This is a genomic window from Microlunatus sp. M237, assembly GCF_056896895.1.
Window position 1 is genome coordinate 801,286 of the sequence record NZ_JBXHBL010000002.1, and the last position, 19,011, is coordinate 820,296.

20 protein-coding genes are annotated in these 19,011 nt (G+C 70.9%); 8 read left to right on the forward strand and 12 right to left on the reverse strand.

Going from position 1 to position 19,011, the window contains the following annotated elements; translation table 11 throughout:
- The first annotated feature begins 2 nt into the window (after positions 1-2).
- Both AC1XX3_RS10040 and AC1XX3_RS10045 read left to right on the forward strand, forming a co-directional pair.
- The gene (locus AC1XX3_RS10040; protein ID WP_483320945.1) at positions 3-953 is read left to right on the forward strand and encodes a hypothetical protein; all 951 of its coding nucleotides are present in this window, start codon (positions 3-5) and stop codon (positions 951-953) included.
- A gap of 4 nt (positions 954-957) precedes the next feature.
- The gene (locus AC1XX3_RS10045; RefSeq protein WP_483320946.1) at positions 958-2,124 is read left to right on the forward strand and encodes an NADH-quinone oxidoreductase subunit D-related protein; all 1,167 of its coding nucleotides are present in this window, start codon (positions 958-960) and stop codon (positions 2,122-2,124) included.
- A 57-nt stretch (positions 2,125-2,181) separates the two neighbouring features.
- On the opposite strand, the gene AC1XX3_RS10050 is transcribed toward AC1XX3_RS10045, so the two are convergent.
- From AC1XX3_RS10050 to AC1XX3_RS10075, 6 genes are all read right to left on the reverse strand, one after another.
- Complete coding sequence (locus AC1XX3_RS10050; protein WP_483320947.1) at positions 2,182-2,868, reverse strand: hypothetical protein; 687 nt, start codon at positions 2,866-2,868, stop codon at positions 2,182-2,184.
- A gap of 46 nt (positions 2,869-2,914) precedes the next feature.
- Positions 2,915-3,415, reverse strand: a complete 501-nt coding sequence (locus tag AC1XX3_RS10055) for a DUF3180 domain-containing protein (protein ID WP_483320948.1) — start codon at positions 3,413-3,415, stop codon at positions 2,915-2,917.
- Between the two features lie 14 nt (positions 3,416-3,429).
- Positions 3,430-3,990, reverse strand: a complete 561-nt coding sequence (gene folK, locus AC1XX3_RS10060) for a 2-amino-4-hydroxy-6-hydroxymethyldihydropteridine diphosphokinase (RefSeq protein WP_483320949.1) — start codon at positions 3,988-3,990, stop codon at positions 3,430-3,432.
- Positions 3,983-4,396: a dihydroneopterin aldolase gene (gene folB / locus AC1XX3_RS10065; RefSeq protein WP_483320950.1), complete on the reverse strand. Its 414-nt coding sequence runs from the start codon at positions 4,394-4,396 to the stop codon at positions 3,983-3,985. Before folB ends, folK begins: the two co-directional genes overlap by 8 nt.
- A gap of 84 nt (positions 4,397-4,480) precedes the next feature.
- The gene (gene folP, locus AC1XX3_RS10070) at positions 4,481-5,302 is read right to left on the reverse strand and encodes a dihydropteroate synthase (RefSeq protein ID WP_483321182.1); all 822 of its coding nucleotides are present in this window, start codon (positions 5,300-5,302) and stop codon (positions 4,481-4,483) included.
- A gap of 38 nt (positions 5,303-5,340) precedes the next feature.
- On the reverse strand, positions 5,341-5,700 hold the full coding sequence (locus tag AC1XX3_RS10075; RefSeq protein WP_483320951.1) for a MerR family transcriptional regulator: 360 nt from the start codon (positions 5,698-5,700) through the stop codon (positions 5,341-5,343).
- 93 nt (positions 5,701-5,793) lie between these two features.
- Between AC1XX3_RS10075 and AC1XX3_RS10080 the strand changes: the two genes are divergently transcribed.
- Positions 5,794-6,213 carry an Hsp20/alpha crystallin family protein gene (locus AC1XX3_RS10080; protein ID WP_483320952.1) on the forward strand — a complete coding sequence of 140 codons (420 nt, stop codon included), beginning with the start codon at positions 5,794-5,796 and terminating at the stop codon, positions 6,211-6,213.
- Between the two features lie 78 nt (positions 6,214-6,291).
- Here AC1XX3_RS10080 and AC1XX3_RS10085 read toward each other — a convergent pair whose 3' ends face one another.
- Positions 6,292-7,359 carry a M24 family metallopeptidase gene (locus AC1XX3_RS10085; protein ID WP_483320953.1) on the reverse strand — a complete coding sequence of 356 codons (1,068 nt, stop codon included), beginning with the start codon at positions 7,357-7,359 and terminating at the stop codon, positions 6,292-6,294.
- Positions 7,360-7,482: 123 nt separating this feature from the next.
- Positions 7,483-8,484, reverse strand: a complete 1,002-nt coding sequence (locus tag AC1XX3_RS10090; RefSeq protein WP_483320954.1) for a LacI family DNA-binding transcriptional regulator — start codon at positions 8,482-8,484, stop codon at positions 7,483-7,485.
- Positions 8,485-8,655: 171 nt separating this feature from the next.
- On the opposite strand from AC1XX3_RS10090, the gene AC1XX3_RS10095 reads away from it, so the two are divergent.
- The 5 genes from AC1XX3_RS10095 (at position 8,656) to AC1XX3_RS10115 (ending at position 14,502) form a co-directional block, all read left to right on the forward strand.
- Complete coding sequence (locus AC1XX3_RS10095) at positions 8,656-10,017, forward strand: Gfo/Idh/MocA family protein (RefSeq protein ID WP_483320955.1); 1,362 nt, start codon at positions 8,656-8,658, stop codon at positions 10,015-10,017.
- On the forward strand, positions 10,014-10,934 hold the full coding sequence (locus tag AC1XX3_RS10100; protein WP_483320956.1) for an NAD-dependent epimerase/dehydratase family protein: 921 nt from the start codon (positions 10,014-10,016) through the stop codon (positions 10,932-10,934). The genes AC1XX3_RS10095 and AC1XX3_RS10100 overlap by 4 nt, the downstream gene beginning before the upstream one ends.
- A complete protein-coding gene (locus AC1XX3_RS10105; RefSeq protein WP_483320957.1) occupies positions 10,934-11,851 on the forward strand; it encodes a 5-dehydro-4-deoxyglucarate dehydratase in 918 nt (305 codons plus the stop codon). The genes AC1XX3_RS10100 and AC1XX3_RS10105 overlap by 1 nt, the downstream gene beginning before the upstream one ends.
- On the forward strand, positions 11,848-12,969 hold the full coding sequence (locus AC1XX3_RS10110) for a mandelate racemase/muconate lactonizing enzyme family protein (protein WP_483320958.1): 1,122 nt from the start codon (positions 11,848-11,850) through the stop codon (positions 12,967-12,969). The genes AC1XX3_RS10105 and AC1XX3_RS10110 overlap by 4 nt, the downstream gene beginning before the upstream one ends.
- 102 nt (positions 12,970-13,071) lie before the next feature.
- On the forward strand, positions 13,072-14,502 hold the full coding sequence (locus AC1XX3_RS10115) for a neutral zinc metallopeptidase (RefSeq protein WP_483320959.1): 1,431 nt from the start codon (positions 13,072-13,074) through the stop codon (positions 14,500-14,502).
- A gap of 31 nt (positions 14,503-14,533) precedes the next feature.
- Here AC1XX3_RS10115 and folE read toward each other — a convergent pair whose 3' ends face one another.
- The 4 genes from folE to tilS form a co-directional block, all read right to left on the reverse strand.
- On the reverse strand, positions 14,534-15,121 hold the full coding sequence (folE, locus tag AC1XX3_RS10120; protein ID WP_483321183.1) for a GTP cyclohydrolase I FolE: 588 nt from the start codon (positions 15,119-15,121) through the stop codon (positions 14,534-14,536).
- Between the two features lie 32 nt (positions 15,122-15,153).
- Entirely contained in the window at positions 15,154-17,343 is a 2,190-nt protein-coding gene (gene ftsH, locus AC1XX3_RS10125; protein WP_483320960.1) for an ATP-dependent zinc metalloprotease FtsH, read from the reverse strand.
- Positions 17,344-17,468: 125 nt separating this feature from the next.
- Positions 17,469-18,020: a hypoxanthine phosphoribosyltransferase gene (gene hpt, locus AC1XX3_RS10130; RefSeq protein WP_483320961.1), complete on the reverse strand. Its 552-nt coding sequence runs from the start codon at positions 18,018-18,020 to the stop codon at positions 17,469-17,471.
- 4 nt (positions 18,021-18,024) lie between these two features.
- Positions 18,025-19,005: a tRNA lysidine(34) synthetase TilS gene (tilS, locus tag AC1XX3_RS10135; RefSeq protein ID WP_483320962.1), complete on the reverse strand. Its 981-nt coding sequence runs from the start codon at positions 19,003-19,005 to the stop codon at positions 18,025-18,027.
- Between the last annotated feature and the right edge of the window lie 6 nt (positions 19,006-19,011).

Here is a 19,011-nt window from a genome sequence, read left to right on the forward strand (position 1 = left end):
CCATGCTTGCGTACCCGCCGACCTGGTTTCGCGCCTGGGTCGACTCGGCCTACGGACCGAACGGCTTCTGGACCCGAGAGCGGCCGTCCGCCCACTTCCGGACGGCCGCGGCGACCACCGCGCTGCTGGCGGAGCTGGTCGACGCGGTGCTGCGCGAGCACCCCGAGATCGCCACGGTGGTCGACCTGGGGGCCGGGGAAGGTGAGCTGGTGACTGCGCTGGTGGCCCGGCGCCCGGACCTGGCCTGCTATGCCGTGGACCTGCGTCCCCGGCCGGACCGCCTCAGCGAGCAGGTGACCTGGTGTCAGGACCGGTGGGACGTCGAGTCGGGGGCCTGGACCAGTGCCGAAGCGGAGGTGGTGCTGGCCACCCTCGACACACCGACGCTGATCACCGCCGTCGAGTGGCTGGACGACCTGCCCTGTGTGGTGGCCGAGGACGACCGGGAGCCCCCGTCCGGCCCGCCGCTCGCGGCCGAGGACGCGGCCTGGGGGCGTACCTGGTGGCCCGAGGGCCGGCGGCGCGAGATCGGCCGTACCCGCGACGTCGCCTGGGCGGCCGCGATGGCACACCTGCGGCCTGTCGGCGGCCTGGGACTGGTGGTGGACTACGGACACGTCGGGCCTGACCGGCCCGCCGACCTCACGCTGACCGGCTTTCGCGACGGTGCCGCGGTCAGTCCGCGCCCGGACGGCAGCACCAACCTGACGGCGTGGGTCGCGATCGACGCAGTCGCCGCCGCGGCGGTGCGCTGCGGGGCGCGCACGCGATGGTGTGACCGGCAGCAGGCGGTGGTGGAGCGGCTGCTGCCGCGTACGGCCGCCTCCGCTGACCCGCTGGCTGCCCTGACCTACCGCAGCGAGCGCGCGGCGCTGGCCCGGCCAACGGGCTGGGGCGCCCAGTGGTGGCTGCTGCAGCAGGTCGCGGCGGTCGACGCCGCCGTGGTGGACTGACGCCATGCACGAACCGGTCCACGTCCTCGTCGGGTCGCTGTCGGCCGGCATGCTGCCCACTCCCGACGGCGAGACTCCGCCGGCGGGCACCATCCTGCTCGACCTGGGTCCCGATCATCCCAGTCGTGCCGGTCTGCTGGAGCTGCGGCTGTGGGTCGAGGATGACGTGGTCAGCAGCGCCGAGGTGGTGGTCGGCGCCATGCACCGCGGCGCGGAGAAGCTCTTCGAGGTCCGCGACTATCGCCAGATCCTGATGCTGGCCGACCGGCACGACTGGCAGGCCCCGTTCGCCGGCGAGCTGGGCATCGCCCTCACCTGCGAGCAGCTGCTCGGCCTTGAGGTGCCCCGCCGGGCGGTGTGGCTACGCACGCTGCTGGCCGAGCACACCCGGCTGCTCTCCCATCTGGGCTTCCTCGGCTTCGTGCCGTACGCCCTTGACGCAACCAGCGGCGTGGCAGCGGTGCGCGAGCGGCTGCGGAACCTCACAGCCGCCCTGACCGGCAACCGGATCCATCCGATGGCCAACCGGATAGGCGGTCTGGCCGTCGACGCCGACCAGAGCTGGCTGGATGCCGAGGAGGCGGCGATGGCCGCGGTCCTGGCCACGCACGCCGAGCTCGAGGAGCTGGTCACCAGCGCTGACTTCGCGGCGAGAACCGCCTCGGTCGCCGTGCTGGCGCGGGAGACCATCGAGCAGTACGGCGTGAGCGGTCCCGCGGCACGCTCCAGCGGGGTCGAGCTGGACCTGCGCCGGCAGCGGCCGTACCTGGCCTATGCCGAGCTGGCCGAGCTGCTCGAGCCCACCCGGTCGGTCGGCGGGGACGCCCACGCCCGCTTCGCCACCCTGCTGCACGAGGTCCGGGTGAGCGTGTCGCTGGTGCTGGCGTGCGTCCGGCGGCTGCGGACCGAGCCGGGGCCGGTGGCCGTCAAGCTCGGCAAGATCGTCAAGCTGCCGGAGGGCGAGGCTTATCTGACCACCGAGGCGCCGCTGGGGCTGGCCGGGGTGCACCTGGTCTCCCGGGGGGAGAAGACACCGTGGCGGCTGAAGCTGCGGACTCCGTCCTTCAGCAACGTGTCAGCCCTGGAGTCGCTGCTCCGGGGAGTGAACGTGCACGACCTGGATGTCGCGCTGGCGTCGATGGGCTATGTGGTCGGGGATATCGACCGCTGAGGTCGGCCCTAAAGCACGACCGCTGAGGTCGGCCCATAAGCACGACCGCTGAAGCGATCAGGCGTGCTTGCGGTCCTCTTCGTAGTTGGGCAGGACCATCGCCGTCTGCAGCATCTTGAGGTCCACCACGGTCGGATGGCTGCCGTCGGTCCACAGCTCGTCCGCCGCGGGGAGCTGCTCCCAGACCGACTCGTGCTCGGCCAGCACCCGACGCGGCAGCGCATGCACCTCGGCGTCGTCGCCCTCGTCCCGCAGAGCGATGAGCTCGGCCTCGCGGGCCCGGACCGTCTCGCGGAGCGCGGCGATGGCCTTCTCCCGCTGGGTGACCTCGGTGCGCAGGAAGGCGTTGTCGCCGTGCAGGGTGGAGATCTCGCTGCTCAGCTCGGCGATGGTGACCTTGTGCTTCTCGACCTCGGTGCGCGCGGCGGCGACCCGGTCCGCGAGGGTGTCGACCACCAAGCCGTTGTGCTTGCGCTCGGCCGACAGCGCGGCACCGTGCTGCCGGGTGGCGGCGAGCATGTCCGCGGCGTGCAACCGGCGGGCCTGGGCGGCCTCGCGCCAGGCATACCCGACGGCGACGACGCCGGTCACCACGGCGCAGATCACGCCGGCCCGTACCACCCAGACCGGACCGAATGCCGCCGCGAGTGCGAGCACGGCACCGACCGCGAGGACGACACGGGAGACGGTACGAAGGGACGAACGGCTGGTACGGCGCGCGGCGGGTGCGTTTCGGGTGGTCACGCGAGAATCCTAGGCCAGGAAGGCCCCGGATCAGTGGCGGGCGCGCTCAGGTTTGCGGCGCCGTATCGGTGTCTTCGTCGTCGTCGCCACCGGGCACCTTGCAGGCACGCTCGAGCAGCAGTCCGGCGACGAGCAGCAGGATGCCGCCGACCACCGCCACCGCGGACTTGATCACCCGGTCCCGCGGGTTGGTCGCGTCGATCCGGGCCAGGAACATCACCGCGTACGCCAGATAGCCGCCGGCCACGAACGCCCCGGCCAGCGCCGAGGCCTTGCCCAGGACCAAGAAGGCCACCGCGCGCTGCGGGTCCATCCGTTCCCGGCGTACCTGGATCCGCTGGTGGGTGTTGTACGCGAGCGCGCCGACCAGGGCGACGATGAGCAGCACCCCGATCGGGGCGGTCCACGGCACGCCGGGGGGAATGAGGTCCATCGCGTTCGCGATGACGACGACGAGCCAGCCGCCGAGCGCGCCGAACAGCGCTGCGACGACAAGGGCCTGGACCGGGGTGCTCCGCAGCGAGCCGGGCGAGGGCTGGTCAGCCAACCGAGCTACCGTCCTCAGTCGGTTTCGATGTCGAGGTCGTCGCGGCGTACCACGCCGGACAGGTCCACCGCGGCCAGCAGGTCGGCGATCGGGCCCTTGCCGGGCAGCTCACCCCGGGGGTCGATCTCGACCCACGGCGCCAGCACGAACCCGCGCTCGTGGGCGCGCGGGTGCGGAATCTTCATGTCGTCCTGGTCGGTCACGGTGTTGCCGACCACCACCAGGTCGACGTCCAGGGTGCGCGGAGCCCACCGCTCGGTGCGGACCCGGCCGAAGGCGTCCTCCACGGCGAGCGCCCGCTCGAGCAGGGTGCGCGGTTCCAGGGTCGTCTCGGCCACGATCACCAGGTTGAGGAACGCCGGGCTGTCCTCGGGCCCGCCGACGGAAGCCGTCTCATAGACCGACGACACGTCGACGACGATCACGTCCGGGGTGTCGCGGATGGCGTCGACCGCCCCCTGCAGGTTGGCCAACCGGTCCCCGAGATTGGAACCGACGGAGTAGACGACCTTGCGCAGCGGCTTCATGCCACTGAGCGTGTCGGCGTCGATGGCATAGGGGTTGGGGCTACTCATGCTTGCTCCTGGTCATCGTGACGGCCACGTCGGCGAACTCCACCGAGATGGGGGCGTCAGGTTTGTGGACCGTGACCTCGACCGTTCTCACGGCCGGCACGGCCAGGCACGTCTTGCTGATCCTCGTGGCGAGGGCTTCGATCAGGTTCAGCGGCTCGCCCTCGATGTCGGCCACGACGGCGGTGGAGAGCGCTCCGTAGTCGACGGTGTTCTCGAGGTCGTCAGTCTCGCCGGCCCGGCGCAGATCAGCCCAGCACACCAGGTCCACGACGAACCGCTGGCCCTGGGACCGCTCGAAGTCGAAGACACCGTGGCGACCGAAGCCGGCCAGTCCGCGGAGCGTGATCCGATCGAGCACCGTACGCCCCTCCGGGTCGCCCGAACGCTGTTGTGTCTCCGCTGACATCTGCCACCTCCTCAGGCGTGAACCCTACCGAACCCCCAAGGTACGTCCGAACCGCGATGGCACTGTCGAGACCGTATACCCCGATCATGAACAGCAGGCTCGCTGCACCACCGCGATCGCGTCCCGGTGGGGCCGAACAGTGTGCGTGCGGACCCCCCAGACACCGCGGGCGGCGACCAGGGTGGTCAGCGCCAGCGAGGCGTCATCGCGCTCCAGCGCCGGGCGGGGAGCGCCGTCCGGGCCGGCCAGCAGCCGACCCAGGAACGCCTTCCGGGAGACCCCGATCAGCAGCGGCAGGCCCAGCTGCTCGAGCTCGGCCAAGCGCTGCAACAGCTGCCAGTTGTGCTCACCGGTCTTGGCGAACCCGAAGCCGGGGTCCAAGACCAGCTGGTCGTCGTGGATACCGGCGGCCCGAGCCCGGTCGAGCTGCTCGGCCAGCTCCGCCGTCACCTGGGCGACCACGTCGTCGTAGACGGCCCTGCTCTGCATGTCCTCCGCGTGGCCACGCCAGTGCATGCAGACATAGCCGACCCCGAGGTCGGCCACCTGTCCCAGCATGTCCGGGTCCGCCAGACCACCGGAGACGTCGTTGACCATCCGCGCGCCAGCCTCGACCGCGGCCAGCGCCACCGGTGCCCGCATCGTGTCGACGCTGACGACGGCACCGGCCGCGGCCAGCGCTGCGACGACCGGGACAACCCGGCGAAGCTCCTCCTGTTGACTGGGCCGCACGGCGCCCGGGCGGGTGGACTCACCGCCCACGTCCACCAGATCGGCTCCCTCGGTCAGCAGGTCGAGCCCGTGCTGGATCGCCTCGGCCGGGTCGAACCACGTCCCTCCGTCGGAGAACGAGTCGGGCGTCACGTTGACCACGCCCATCACCAGGGTGCGACCGGGAGCAGGCATACGCCGGACCGGAGCCGAAGGAGAGGCAGTCACGCCGGTCAGCCTAGTGTCGAGTCGCCGGGCCTCTTCGTCGACCGCCCGCCGCGCAACCGGGCCAGATCGTCCTGCAGCTCGAGCACCATGGCGACTCCGGCCAGGTTCAACCCCTGGGCCAACAGGTCGACGATCCGCCCGACCCGATGCAGGTCGTCTCGGCTGTAGCGGCGGGTTCCGCGCTCCGTCCGGGCGGGTTCGACCAGGCCGCGCTCCTCATACAGCCGGAGGTTCTGCACCCCGGTGCCGACGATCTCGGCGGCGACGGAGATCGCGTACACGCCGCGCGCCGGATCCGGCTCGCCCCGACGCTGCTCGCGGCCGGGATCGGGACCGGGGCGGTGAGGCGTTCTTTCCTCCGACATGTACTTGATGTTATCGGCGAGCAGCGATATAAGAAACCTATAGTCGCCAATAGAGATTTGGCGCTCCTACTACTGAACCAGGAGGCACAAGACATGCTGATGCGAACCGACCCCTTCCGTGACCTGGACCGGCTGACTCAGCAGGTCTTCGGCACCGCAGCACGGCCCGCCGTGATGCCCATGGATGCCTGGCGCGAGCAGGACAGCTTCGTGGTGGAGTTCGACCTGCCCGGCGTGGATGTCAACTCCATCGACCTCGACGTCGAGCGGAACGTCCTGACCGTCCGGGCGGACCGGCCGGCTCGGGAGGGCATCGCCGAGCTGGTCGCTGCGGAACGTCCACGGGGCGTCTTCAGCCGCCAGCTCATCCTCGGCGACAACCTGGACACCGAGCGAATAAGCGCGCACTACGACAGCGGCGTGCTGAGGCTGGAGATCCCGGTGGCCGAGAAGGCGAAGCCGCGCAAGATCGAGATCGCCAAGTCTGACGACCAGAAGGTGATCCACGCCTGAGAGTCCACCCCGGCCCGCCCACTGCACCCCCCGTCGGTGGGCGGGCCCTGGCACGCCGCGCGCCGAGAGGTGCGGTGGTCAGCCGTGGCGGAGCACGTCCGGACGCAGCCGCCCCGCCACCACCACCGAGGGCCAGCGAGGGTCCGTGGTGAGGCAACGGTGGCCGGCGGCGTCCAGCAGCACCGTGTCCTCCACCTTGGCCCCGAGCGCCGTGGGATTCCAGGCGAAGGCCGTCGGCGCCATGATCCGGTCCGCTGCGCCTTCGGTGCCTCGGGGGTCACGACCGGCGTAGCCGGCGACCCCGCCCTGGTGATGGCGGCGCCACTCCTCGGGGTCGAATCCGTGCTCGGCGTACGCGTCGCAGCCGGCTGCGAATGCCTCCCCGACAGTGGCTCCCGGACGCGATGCGTCGAGATAGGCCGCCTCGACGGCGAGGATCCGGGCGTCGGCATCGGCCTCGGCCGGGTCAGAGCCGTCGAACTGCACCCAGCGGGTGGCGTTGACCACCAGCCCATCGCGGCGGCCGCAGACCACGGCCATCGCCCGGCGACCGAGGACCTCCTCGGTGGGCAGCGGGTGACGGTAAGCGCGGCGGGCGAACCCGCCCACCAGCACCACCAGTGGGTCGGCCGCCAGCTCGACCAGTCCACCGGTCAGCCGCGCGGCCACCGACCGCTCGGTGTCGTCCGGGCGGGCCTCGAGCAGCGTGTCAGTCAGCAGACCGGCCACGTCGACGCCGAGGGCGGTGAACCGCTCCACCTCACCGGGGAGCAGCGGGGTACGGGCAGCCCGCAACTCGGTCTCCAGCTCGTTCTCGATGACCGTGCCCAGAGCATCGAGTCGCGCGGCCGCGAGGACCGAGCCGTGCCACGGCACCGCCTGCACCTGCACCGAACCCGGCAGCTCCTCGGCCATCAGCCGCTCGCTCTCGTTCTCGGTCGCCACCAGCAGGTCGCGGTCGGCGTCGACGACCACGCAGACGATCGGCGGCGCCGCCAGGCTCACGTGCACCCGGGCGCCGTCGAGATACCAAGCCAGGGCGGTCTGCGAGGTGAGGACCAGCCGCTCGGCGCCGCGATCCCGAAGCAGGCCCAGCAGCCGTTCCCGTTTGACCTGATGCTCGGCGAGTCCGGGGAGGTGGTTCACGGCGGGGTCCAGTCTCTTCGATGTCGTCGGGCGCACCCGAGCGCGGCTCGTCCTGAGTAACCGCTTTCTAGCCAACCCGCACCGCGGATGTCAACCGGCCGCTTCGGGTCGGTCGTCGGTCAGTCAGCCACCGTGACGGCCGCTGCTGCCGCGAGCGACCAGCCGTGGTCGGAAGACCACGTTGTGCTCGGGCGTCTCACCGGCGATCATCGCCTTGAGCCGCAACCAGGCCAGCTCCCCCAGCTCGGTCTGCGGAACGGACGCGGTGGTCAGCGCCGGGCTGGTGAACTGAGCGAACGGGATGTCGTCGAAGCCGACCACCGACAGCTGCTTGGGCACCTCGATGCCGAGCTCGTGCAACGCGCCCAGCAACCCGAGCGCGACCACGTCGTTGTAGGCGACCACCGCGGTGACGTCGGCGTCCAGCACCTGCCCGGCCACGGCGTGGCCGTCGGAGAACAGCGCCCCGCAGGGGATCTCTGTCAGTTCGAGCTCGGACCGGAATGCCTCGAAGCCGCGCAGCCGGTCGGTGTTGGAGGCGCTGGCGACCGGACCGGCCAGATAGGCGATCCTGCTGTGGCCCAGGCCGGTCAGGTGCCGGACCAGGTCGCGGATCCCCGATGCCCAGTCCACAGCCAGCACTGGGGTGGAATCGTCCCCGGCATCACGGTTCAACAGCACCACCGGCGCCAGCTCGGGCAGCAGCGCCGTGAGGACCTCCTGTGGCATCCGGGGCGCACAGAGCACCAGGGCGTCGCAACGGCGGCGCGCCTCCACCGCCAGGATGGCTTCCTCGGTGGGGTTCTCGACCGAGTCGGCGATGAGCACCCGGTAGTCGTCGCGGGCGGCCGCCAGACTCAGCCCACGCATCGCGCCGTGGAAGGCGGGGTTGGTCAGATCCGGCACCACAAAGCCGACAGTGTGGGTACGCCCCAGCGCCAGGCTGCGCGCGGTCAGACTCGGCGTATAGCTGAGCTCGGCCGCCGCGGCGCGGACCCGGGTCGTGATGGCGGGGTCGACGGTGGCGAGACCGTTCATCACCCGCGAGACGGTGGCGCGGGAGACGCCGGCCCGATCCGCGACGTCGCCGATGGTGACCCGACGGCCACTTCGTGAACGACCCATCGCTCTCCTCACCGACCCCGGGTGGACCAGCCTAGCAAGGGCGCCGCCGCAGCGACCGACCCCGAGCCCACCGGCCGCCGCACGTCGAACCGGTCGGCGCGGATTCGCTTGTCCTCCCTCCCGTCCGCCGACTAAGGTAGCGAGAAACCGGTTACCCTGGAGGACTCCACCGTGTCGAACACTCCTCGCCGCTACGCCGTCGTCGGTACGGGTTCGCGGTCAGAGATGTACATCCGGGCACTGCTCACCACCCACGCCGACGTCGGAACGCTGGTCGGCTGGTGCGACGTCAACCCGCTGCGGATCGAGCACCACGCGGCCACGGTCGCCGCACTCGGTCTGCCGCCGGTGCCGGCGTACGCAGCCGAGGACTTCGAGACGATGCTGGCCGAACAGCGACCCGACGCGGTCATCGTCACCTCCCCCGACTACACCCATGCCTTCTACATCTGCGCCGCCTTGGACCGCGACATCGACGTTCTCAGCGAGAAGCCGATGACCATCGACGTGCCCAGCCTGGAGGCCATCGTCGCCGCGGTGGAGCGATCCAAGGCGCGCCTGGTCGTGACCTTCAACTACCGCTACTCCCCGCGCAACTCGATCCTGCGCGAGCTGATCGCGGCCGGGGAGATCGGCGACGTCACCTCGGTGCATTTCGAATGGCTGCTGGACACCGCCCACGGCGCCGACTACTTCCGCCGCTGGCACCGGGAGAAGAAGAACTCCGGCGGCCTGCTGGTGCACAAGGCCACTCATCACTTCGACCTGGTGAACTGGTGGCTCGCCGACGTCCCCCAGACGGTGTACGCCCTGGGCGGACTGCGCTTCTACGGGGACGCGAACGCCGCCGCCCGCGGTCTCGGTCCGCGCCCGGCGCTGAGCCGTGACACCGACCCGGCCACCGACCCGTTCCACCTCGAGCTGGCCGACGACCCGAAGCTGAAGTCGCTGTATCTCGACGCCGAGTCCGCCGACGGCTACCACCGCGACCAGGACGTGTTCGCCCCCGGCATCACGATCGAGGACACCATGAACCTCGCCGTCTCCTACGCCCGCGGAGCGGCCATGTCGTACTCACTGACCGCGTACTGCCCCTGGGAGGGCTACCGGGTGGGCTTCAACGGGACCGCGGGCCGGCTGGAGATCGAGGTGATCGAGCGCAGCGCCGTCCCGGCGGCCGGCGTCACCGGCGCCCAAGCCGTGGTGGACCCCAGCGCGAACCCCGAAGACGCCTCGGCCACCACCGAGCTCCGCCCGGTCGGCGCCCGGGTGCTGCTGCAGAAGCAGTGGGGACCCGCGGTCGAGGTGGCCATCCCCGAGGGCGGCGGCTCGCACGGCGGCGGCGACCAAATGCTGCTGGACGACCTGTTCCGTGGTGCCGGGGAGGACCCGCTGCATCGCCAGTCCGGCTATCTGGACGGCATTCGCAGCGCACTGGTCGGGATCGCGGGCAACGACAGCCTGCGCAGCGGCGCGGCCGTACGGCTCGCCGACTATGGCCTGCCACTGGCTGAACCTGTGGTGACCCGATGAAGGTCGCGGTCACCGGCGGCGGCGGCCGGCTGGGCACCAGCGTGGTCACCGGGCTGGTCGCGGCCGGTCACGAGGTCGTCTCCATCGATCGGGCCGTGTTCGCCGGCCTGCCCGCGCAGCACCAGATCGTCGCCGACCTGACCGATCACGCCGCGGCCACGGCGGCACTGGCCCAGGCTCGCGCCCAGGCGCTGGTCCACCTCGCCGCCCTGGCCGTGCCGTTCTCCCGGCCCGAGCACGAGCTGCTCCAGACCAACACCATGATCGCCTTCCACACCCTCGAGGCGGCGGTGGCCGCCGGAGTCGACCGGATCCTGGTGGCGTCCAGTCCCACGCCGATCGGCTACGGCGCACCGGGCGGCTGGCTGCCGGACTATCTGCCGATCGACGAGGACCATCCGCTGCGGCCGTGGAACGCGTACGCGCTGTCGAAGCAGACGATGGAGGCGACCGTGGCCATGTTCGCCGCCCAGCACGGGGACCGGCTCAGCATCGGTGCCTTCCGGCCGTGCTTCGTGCTGTCGCCGGACGAGTGGCGCGGCGCCCCGACCCAGCAGGGCCACACGGTCGCCGACCGGCTCGCCGATCCCGGCCTGGCCGCGGTGTCACTGTTCAACTATGTCGACGCCCGCGACGCCGCGGACTTCGTCGACACGTGGCTGTCCGGCGCCCCCGACCTGCCGCCGGCGGAGGTCTTCTTCGTCGGCGCCGCGGACGCGTTGGCGCGGCGGCCGCTGGCCGAGCTGTTGCCCGAGTATCTTCCGGGCAGCGAAGAGCTCGCCGCCGGCCTGACCGGCACCGCCCCAGCCTTCTCCTGCGCCAAGGCCGACCGGCTGCTCGGCTGGCGACCTCGCCGGTCCTGGCGCACCGAGCTGGTCGAGACACCCGAGTCCCTCGCCACCACCAGGAGCGCCTGATGACATCCACCCCGCTGCAGTTCGACGGTGTGCTGTTCTTCCCCATCACCCCGTTCACCGAGGACGGGGCGGTCGACGCCGGGCTGCTGCGCGAGCACGTCGCCTCGAGGATGGAGCACCGGCCCGGCGGCGTGTTCGCCGCGTGCGGCACCGGTGAGTTCCACAGCATGACCGCGGACGAGGTCGGCACGGTGACTGCCGCCGCCGCCGCCGGCTCGGGCGGTGCCGTTCCGGTGCTCAGCGGAGCCGGTGGGCCGCTGGGGCATGCCGTCGCCTGCGCCCGGGCCGCCGAGGAGGCGGGCGCCGCGGGCCTGCTGGTGCTGCCCCCGTACCTGGTCTCCGCACCCGCGGCCGGGCTGGTGCGCTATGTGGAGACCCTGGCCGCGGCGACCGAGCTGCCGCTGATCGTCTACCACCGCGCCAACGCCCAGTTCAGCGTCGCCGCGATGGCCCAGCTGGCCGCCGACCCGCAGGTGATCGGTTTCAAGGATGGCGTCGGCGACATCGGACAGACCCAGCGGATGGTGCTGGCGGTCAAGCAGGTCCGCGGTGACGACTTCTGTTTCTTCAACGGGCTGCTGACCGCTGAGCTGACCCAGGCCGCATACCGCGGCATCGGCGTCCCGCTCTACTCCTCGGCCGTGTTCGCCATGGCCCCCGCCATCGCCACCGCGTTCTACCAGGCGTACGTCTCCCACGACGAGCCCCGCCGGCTGCAGCTGCTGAGTGAGTTCTATGAGCCGTTGGTCGCCCTGCGCGACCGCGTTCCCGGTTATGCCGTCTCGCTGATCAAGGCCGGCGTACGCCTGTCCGGCCTGCCGGTCGGTTCGGTCCGCCCGCCGCTGGTGGACCCGACCGAGGAAGATCTCGCCGCTCTTCGCGCGCTGCTCGCCGCCGGGCACGATCTGGTGGCATGACCGAGCCCTGGTCCCCCGGCTGGGACACCCGCCGGGTGCCACGCATCGCAGAGCTGCGGACCCGGCTGCTGACGGCACCACTGCCGCGGCCGTGGGGGCCGACCGTGACCGAGAACTCCGTGATCGTGGTGGAGGTGATCACCGACGACGGCGCGCTCGGTACCGGCTTCAGCTGGACCCCGACCATCGGGCCGTACGCGGTGCAGGCGCTGCTCGAGCACGACATCGCCGACTTCGTGATCGGCCGGGAGGCCGCACCGGCAGCGATCTGGGACGCCCTCTGGGTGCACCTGCACGAGGCCGGCGGCGGTGGGCTGACGACCATTGCGATGGCCGGGCTCGACCTGGCGTTGTGGGACCTTCGTGCTCGCGCCGCCCAGACCTCTGTGGCCACCCTGATCGGTCGGCGCCGCGACACCGTCACCGCCTACGGCAGCGGCGTGAACCTGCACTACGAACTGGACGAGCTGATCGACCAGGCCCGTCGCTGGGTGGCTGCCGGCTATCCGGGCGTCAAGATCAAAGTCGGCAGCCCGGACCTGGACCGCGACGTCGAGCGGGTGGCTGCGGTGCGCTCGGTGATCGGGCCGCGCCGTCGGCTGATGATCGACGCCAACCAGCGCTGGGACCTGGCCGCGGCGCTGCGCGCGGTGAGCGCCCTCTCCCGGTTCGACCTGCATTGGCTGGAGGAACCGCTCCGCGCCGATGACACGGCTGCCCACGTGGCCCTGCGGAGCCGCGTATCGGTGCCGATCGCGGTCGGTGAGAACCTGCACAACGCGTACCGCTTCGCACAGCTGATCGAGGCCGGTGGCTGTGACGTGGTGCAGCCCAATGTGGTCCGGGTGGGCGGCATCACCCCGTTCCTGCGGATCGTCGAGCTCACCCGGCGCTGCTGTCTCCAGCTCGCCCCGCATCTGCTGCGCGACCTGTCCGCCCAGTTGGCGTGCACGCTGGCCGAGCCGGTCTGGGTGGAGGAGGTGGAGGACGCCTCGTTCGCGTCGATGGGCTTCCTCCGTTCGCCGAGCCCGGTGCAGCTGGAGGGAGCGGTGTATCGCGTCGCCGAGGAGCCTGGGCTGGGCCTGGACTTCGTACCCGAGCTGCCCGCCCGCGGCTGATCGCTGGGCGAGAACCGCAACCGCGAAAGTCGTGATCGAACCGGAACCGTCCGTGCGGGCTGTAGGCCTGGTCATGACCGCTACGGCCTCTATGCTCATCGCGTGTCCTATCCCCCGTCGGGCCCCCGTGGTGATGAATCGGAAGACGGACCGCAGGGGCAGGCGCTCCCGCCGTCAGAGGGGTCGGCGGGTGCCCGGCTTCCGCAGGGTCAGCCGCCCTCTGGATGGCCAGCCCCCAGCCAACCCGCCGCCGGGTGGCCACCCCGGCAGCAGTGGCCGAACCAGCCCGACCCGAACCAGCCCGGGCAGGGTCAGTTCGGCCCCAACCAGCCCGGCCCCAACCAGCCCGGCCCCAACCAGTACGGGCAGAACCAGCCCGGCCCCAACCAGCCCCGCCCCGACCAATACGGCCCCGGTCAGTACGGCCCCGGCGGGCAGTTCGGCGGCGGGCAGTTCGGCCCGAGCCCGTCCGGGCCGTACCCACCGCCCCCGCCCGGTGCGTGGTCGGGGGGCGGCGGCTGGGGCCCACCGCCACCCCCACCGAAGAAGAAGTCACCGGTCGGCAAGGTCATCGCCGCGGTCGGCGGCGGGCTGGCCATCTTGATGCTGAGCACCTGCGGCACGATCGCCCTGCTCGACCGCGACGAGACGACCACCGCCGGCAGCACCCCGCGTGCCGGCGGACCGAGCGCCTCGGCCAGTCCCGCCCGGACGCCGACCCCGTCGGCGTCGACCTCGGCGAAACCGACACCGAAGCCGAGCCGATCCACCGCGGCCCCGAAACCCCGCCAGCCGACCCCGCCGCCGGAACCGGACCAGTCACTGACCGGCAACAGCATCTACAAGATCGACCTGCCCACCGGGGCGACCAGCTGCAAGGTCAAGCTCAAGCGGGCCAAGCCCCCGGTGAAGAACTCGGCCCTGGACGACCACATCGAGGACCTCGTCGGCTGCATGATGAAGGCCTTCAAGGCGCCGATGGCCAAGCAGGGTTTTGAGCTCACCACGCCGGCGGTCAAGACCTACAAGGGCAGCATCGAGTCCCCCTGCGGGCGACTCGGCTCCGGCCTGTCGCCGGCCTACTACTGCGACAACACGATCTATTGGCCGGTCACCAGCGACGACGACAACCAGGCGTACACGTTCGCGCGGCTGGGCTATCTCGGGCTGACTGCGCACGAGTTCGGGCATCACCTGCAGCAGACCAGCGGGATGTTCTATGAGTTCAACGCCGCGTACGCCGAAGCGAGCACGAAGAAGCGGTTGGAGCTGAGCCGCCGGCTGGAGCTGCAGGCCCAATGCTTCGAGGGTGTCTTCCTGGCCAACGTGGCCAAGTCCATCGACCTCAGCAAGGCCGACCGTGCCGAGATCCGGGAGTGGCACTCCTACACCGGCGACGAGGATCCGCCGTCCGACCGCAAGCCCGACCACGGCACCAGCAAGGCCCAGCTGGCCTGGCTGGACAAGGGCCTGGACGGCGCCGACTTCGGCCGCTGCAACACCTGGAAGGCGTCCGCCAAGTCGGTGAAGTGACCGACGGTCCGCTCGGGTGACCTCAGGGGAGTCAGCGGCCGGCCATGATCAGGCTCATCGCCTCGGCGCGGGTGGCCACGTCACGCAGCTGCCCACGGACGGCGCTGGTGACGGTCCGCGATCCGGGCTTGTGGACCCCCCGCATGGTCATGCACAGGTGCTCGCACTCGAAGACCACGATGACGCCCCGCGGCTGCAGGATCTTCACCATCGCATCGGCCACCTGGGTGGTCAGCCGCTCCTGGACCTGCGGCCGCTTGGCGTAGACATCGACCAGCCGGGCCAGCTTGCTCAGTCCGGTGATCTTCCCGTCGCCGCTGGGGATGTAGCCGACGTGGGCCACACCGCTGAACGGCACCAGGTGGTGCTCGCAACAGCTCCAGACCTCGATGTCCTTGACCAGCACGAGCTCGTCGTGGCTGAGGTCGAAGGTGGTGGAGAGCACTGTCTCGGGGTCCTGGCGCATGCCCTGGAACATCTCGGCGTACGCCCTGGCCACCCGGGCCGGGGTGTTCACCAGCCCGTCCCGGTCGGGATCCTCGCCGATGCCGATCAGCACCTCGCGGATGCCGGCCTCGATCCGGGCATGGTTGAACTCGCGCGGCTCGGTCTGCGGGATGGAGACCGGGTCGACGCCGTTGGTCCCTGCGTTCACCGGAAGTCAGGCCCGGACGACGGTCCCGGGTCGGTGGCGTCGGTGATGCCGGGGGGCTGCGGCGGGGTGGTGCCGCCGGCGGGCGGCTGACCGCCGAGCGGCGGCTGACCGCCCGGGTACGGCTGACCCGGACCCGGCTGGCCCGGCAGATTCGAGCCGGGCTGGCCGGGCAGCTCCGGCGGGACCGGGCTGTGCCCCGGCGGGACCGGCGCGCCGCCGGGCGGCAGCTGACCGTTGGGGCCACTGCCGTTCAGGCCGGAGCCGTTGACCGAGGGAGGCGGCGGCTGCACCGGCGGTACGGTGGACGGGACCCGGGTGTCGGACCCGGTCCAGGCGGGGCGGTGGGGCCACAGCTTGAGCGGCTTGAACACCTCAGCGACCTCCTGGCGATCCAGGGTCTCCCGCTCGAACAGCGCGTTGACCAAAGCATCGAGCACCGCGCGGTTCTCGTTCAAGATGTCGAACGCCTCCTGGTGGGCGTTGCCGATCAGCTTGGCGACCTCCTCGTCGACCGCCGCGGCGACCTCCTCGGAATAGTCGCGGCCGTGGCCACCCATGTCGCGACCCAGGAAGGGCTCGGCGTCGCCCGAACCCAGCTTCACCGCACCGAGCCGCTCCGTCATGCCGTACTGCGTGACCATGGCCTTGGCCACGCTGGTGGCCTTCTCGATGTCGTTGCTGGCGCCGGTGGTCGGGTCGTGGAAGACGAGCTCCTCGGCGGCACGGCCGCCCATCATGTACGCCAGCTGGTCCAGCAGCTCGCCGCGGGTGTTGGAGTATTTGTCCTGCTCCGGCAGCACCATCGTGTAGCCCAGTGCGCGGCCGCGAGGCAGGATCGTCACCTTGTGCACCGGGTCGGTGCCGGGCAGCGCCGCAGCGACCAGGGCGTGACCGCCCTCGTGGTACGCCGTGACCAGCTTCTCCCTCTCGTTCATGAGCCGGCTGCGCTTCTGCGGGCCGGCGACGACACGGTCGATGGCCTCGTCGAGGTATTCCTTGGTGATCATTCGGGCGTTCTGGCGGGCGGTCAGCAGCGCGGCCTCGTTCAGCACGTTGGCGAGATCGGCACCGGTGAAGCCGGGCGTGCGCCGAGCGACCGACTCCAGGTCGACGCCGGGTGCCATCGGCTTGCCCTCGGCGTGCACCTTCAGGATCTGGAAGCGGCCCTTGAGGTCCGGCGCCTCTACCGCGATCTGCCGGTCGAACCGACCCGGACGCAGCAGCGCCGGGTCCAGGACGTCAGGACGGTTGGTCGCGGCGATCAGGATCACGCCACCGCGGACGTCGAAGCCGTCCATCTCCACCAGCAGCTGGTTGAGGGTCTGCTCGCGCTCGTCGTGACCGCCGCCCATGCCGGCACCGCGGTGCCGCCCGACGGCGTCGATCTCGTCGATGAAGACGATAGCCGGGGCGTTCTCCTTCGCCTGCTCGAACAGGTCGCGTACCCGGGAGGCACCGACGCCGACGAACATCTCGACGAAGTCAGAGCCGGAGATCGAATAGAAAGGCACCCCAGCTTCGCCGGCCACCGCGCGGGCCAGCAGCGTCTTGCCGGTCCCGGGCGGTCCGTAGAGCAGCACACCCTTGGGGATCTTGGCGCCGACGGCCTGGAACTTCGCCGGCTCAGCCAGGAACTCCTTGATCTCGTCGAGCTCCTCGATCGCCTCTTCGCACCCAGCCACGTCGTGGAACGTGGTCTTCGGGGTGTCCTTGTTCATCACCTTGGCCTTGGACTTGCCGAACTGCATCACCCGACTGCCGCCACCCTGGACGGAGTTGAGGAGGAAGAAGAACAAGACACCGATGATCAGGAACGGGATCAACGTGCCGAGCAGCGAGGAGAAGAACCCAGGCGTCGGGTTCTTTCCGACCCAGGTCGCGAGGCTCTGGTCGGCCACCCGCTGGTTCAGCCGCGGGATGATCTGGTCGCTCTGGTTGCCGACCCAGACCGCCTTGTACTTGGTCTTGGCCGCATCGTCCATGGTGACCCGGATCTCCTGCTCACCGTCGATCAGCGTGACATCGCTCAACTTGTCGGTGCCGTTGATGATGCTGATCACCTGCGAGGTCGGAACCTCCTTGTACCCACCGCTGAGCCGGCCGCTGAAGTCGATCAGGAATCCGATCGCCAAGACGGCGAGGATGATCCACAGAATGGGTCCGCGGAAGATGCGCTTGAAGTTCATGACCTGCCTGCTGGGAGAGGGGTGCCGTGCGTGACGTTACAGACGGCAAGGCTAGCGTTCTCTCCCAAGACTCCCCTAGTCGGCGCGGGTGCACCGACCGGGTCTCAGCCCGCTCAGCCGCAGGCTCAGCTGTAGACGTGGCGCGACAGCGTGCCGACGCAGGTCAGGTTGCGGTAGCGGCCGTCGAAGTCGAGCCCATAGCCCACCACGAACTCGTTCGGGATGTCGAACCCGACGTACGCCACGTCGACGGCGTTCTTCTGCGCCTCCGGCTTGCGGAACATGGTCATGATCTGCAGGCTGGCCGGCTCCCGGGAGAGCAAGTTGGAGACCAGGTAGGACAGGGTCAAGCCGGTGTCGATGATGTCCTCCACCACCAGCACGTGCTTCCCGCTGATGTCGGTGTTGAGGTCCTTGAGGATCCGCACCACGCCGGAGGACTGGGTCCCCGAGCCGTAGGACGAGATGGCCATCCAGTCCATCTGCAGGTGGCTGCGCATGGCCCGGGACAGGTCCGCCATCACCATCACCGCGCCGTTGAGCACTCCGACCAGCAGCAGCTCCTTGCCCTCGTAGTCGGCGTCGATCTGAGCCGCCAGCTCCGCCACCCGGGCGGCCACGTCGTCGGCGCTGTAGAGCACCCGGTCCAGGTCACCACTGATGTGTGCGTCATCCACGGGGTCAGCCTGCCACATCGCTTCCGTGGCGGGAAAACCCCAGTCGCCCGTCCCCCCGCCGCACGGTGCCGCCCGGTACGTCGATCCCCTGCTGCCCGCGCCAGTCACACACCAGGGCATCGACGGCGAGGACGTGGGCGGCCGCCGGCTCCGGCGAACCACGGCCGACCAGCCAGCGCCGCAGCACCCGTCGCCGCAGCGCCGCCGGCGCCGGGGCGAGGACCGCGCAGTCCAGCGTCTCGGTGTCGGGGTGGAGATCAGCGGCGAGCTCGTCGAGCAGGTCAGCGTCGTCGCGGGCCAGCTGGGCCGTTCGGGCCAGGGCCTCGGTCACCCCGGGTCCGAGCTCCCGCTCGAGCACCGGCAGCACCTGCTGACGTACCCGGACCCGGGCATACGCCGGGTCGGCGTTGTGCGGGTCCTCCCACCAGCCGAGCCCGAGCTCCTCGCAACAGGTGCGGGTGGCGACCCGGGACAGTCCGAGCAGCGGGCGCAGCCGGTCGGTCGAGCCGGCCGCCATGCCGGCCAGGGAGCGTACGCCAGAACCGCGGGCGAGCCCGAGCAGCACGGTCTCGGCCTGGTCGTCACGGGTGTGGCCGAGCAGCAGGTCGGCGTCGCGCCGGCGCGCCCGCTCGGTCAGCAGGTTGTATCGGGCCGTACGCGCGTCGGCCTCCGGTCCTGCCGAGGTGGTCACCACCGTGGTCCGGACCGACTCGGCCTGCGGGTAGCCGAGCGTCTGCAACCGGTCGACCGCGACGGCGGCCACTTCGGCCGATCCGGGTTGCAGGGCGTGGTCAACCACCAGCGCTGTGGCGTCGATCCCCTGCCGCCGCGTCACGATGCGAGCTCCGGCGGCCAGAGCGAGGGAGTCGGCGCCCCCGGAGACCGCGACCAGCACGGGGCGATCCGCCCGGTCCCGGCGGGACAAGGCGATGGACACCGCCTGGACGACCGCCAGCGTGGCCGGCCCCAGGGCGCGACGGGCCACGGGGTG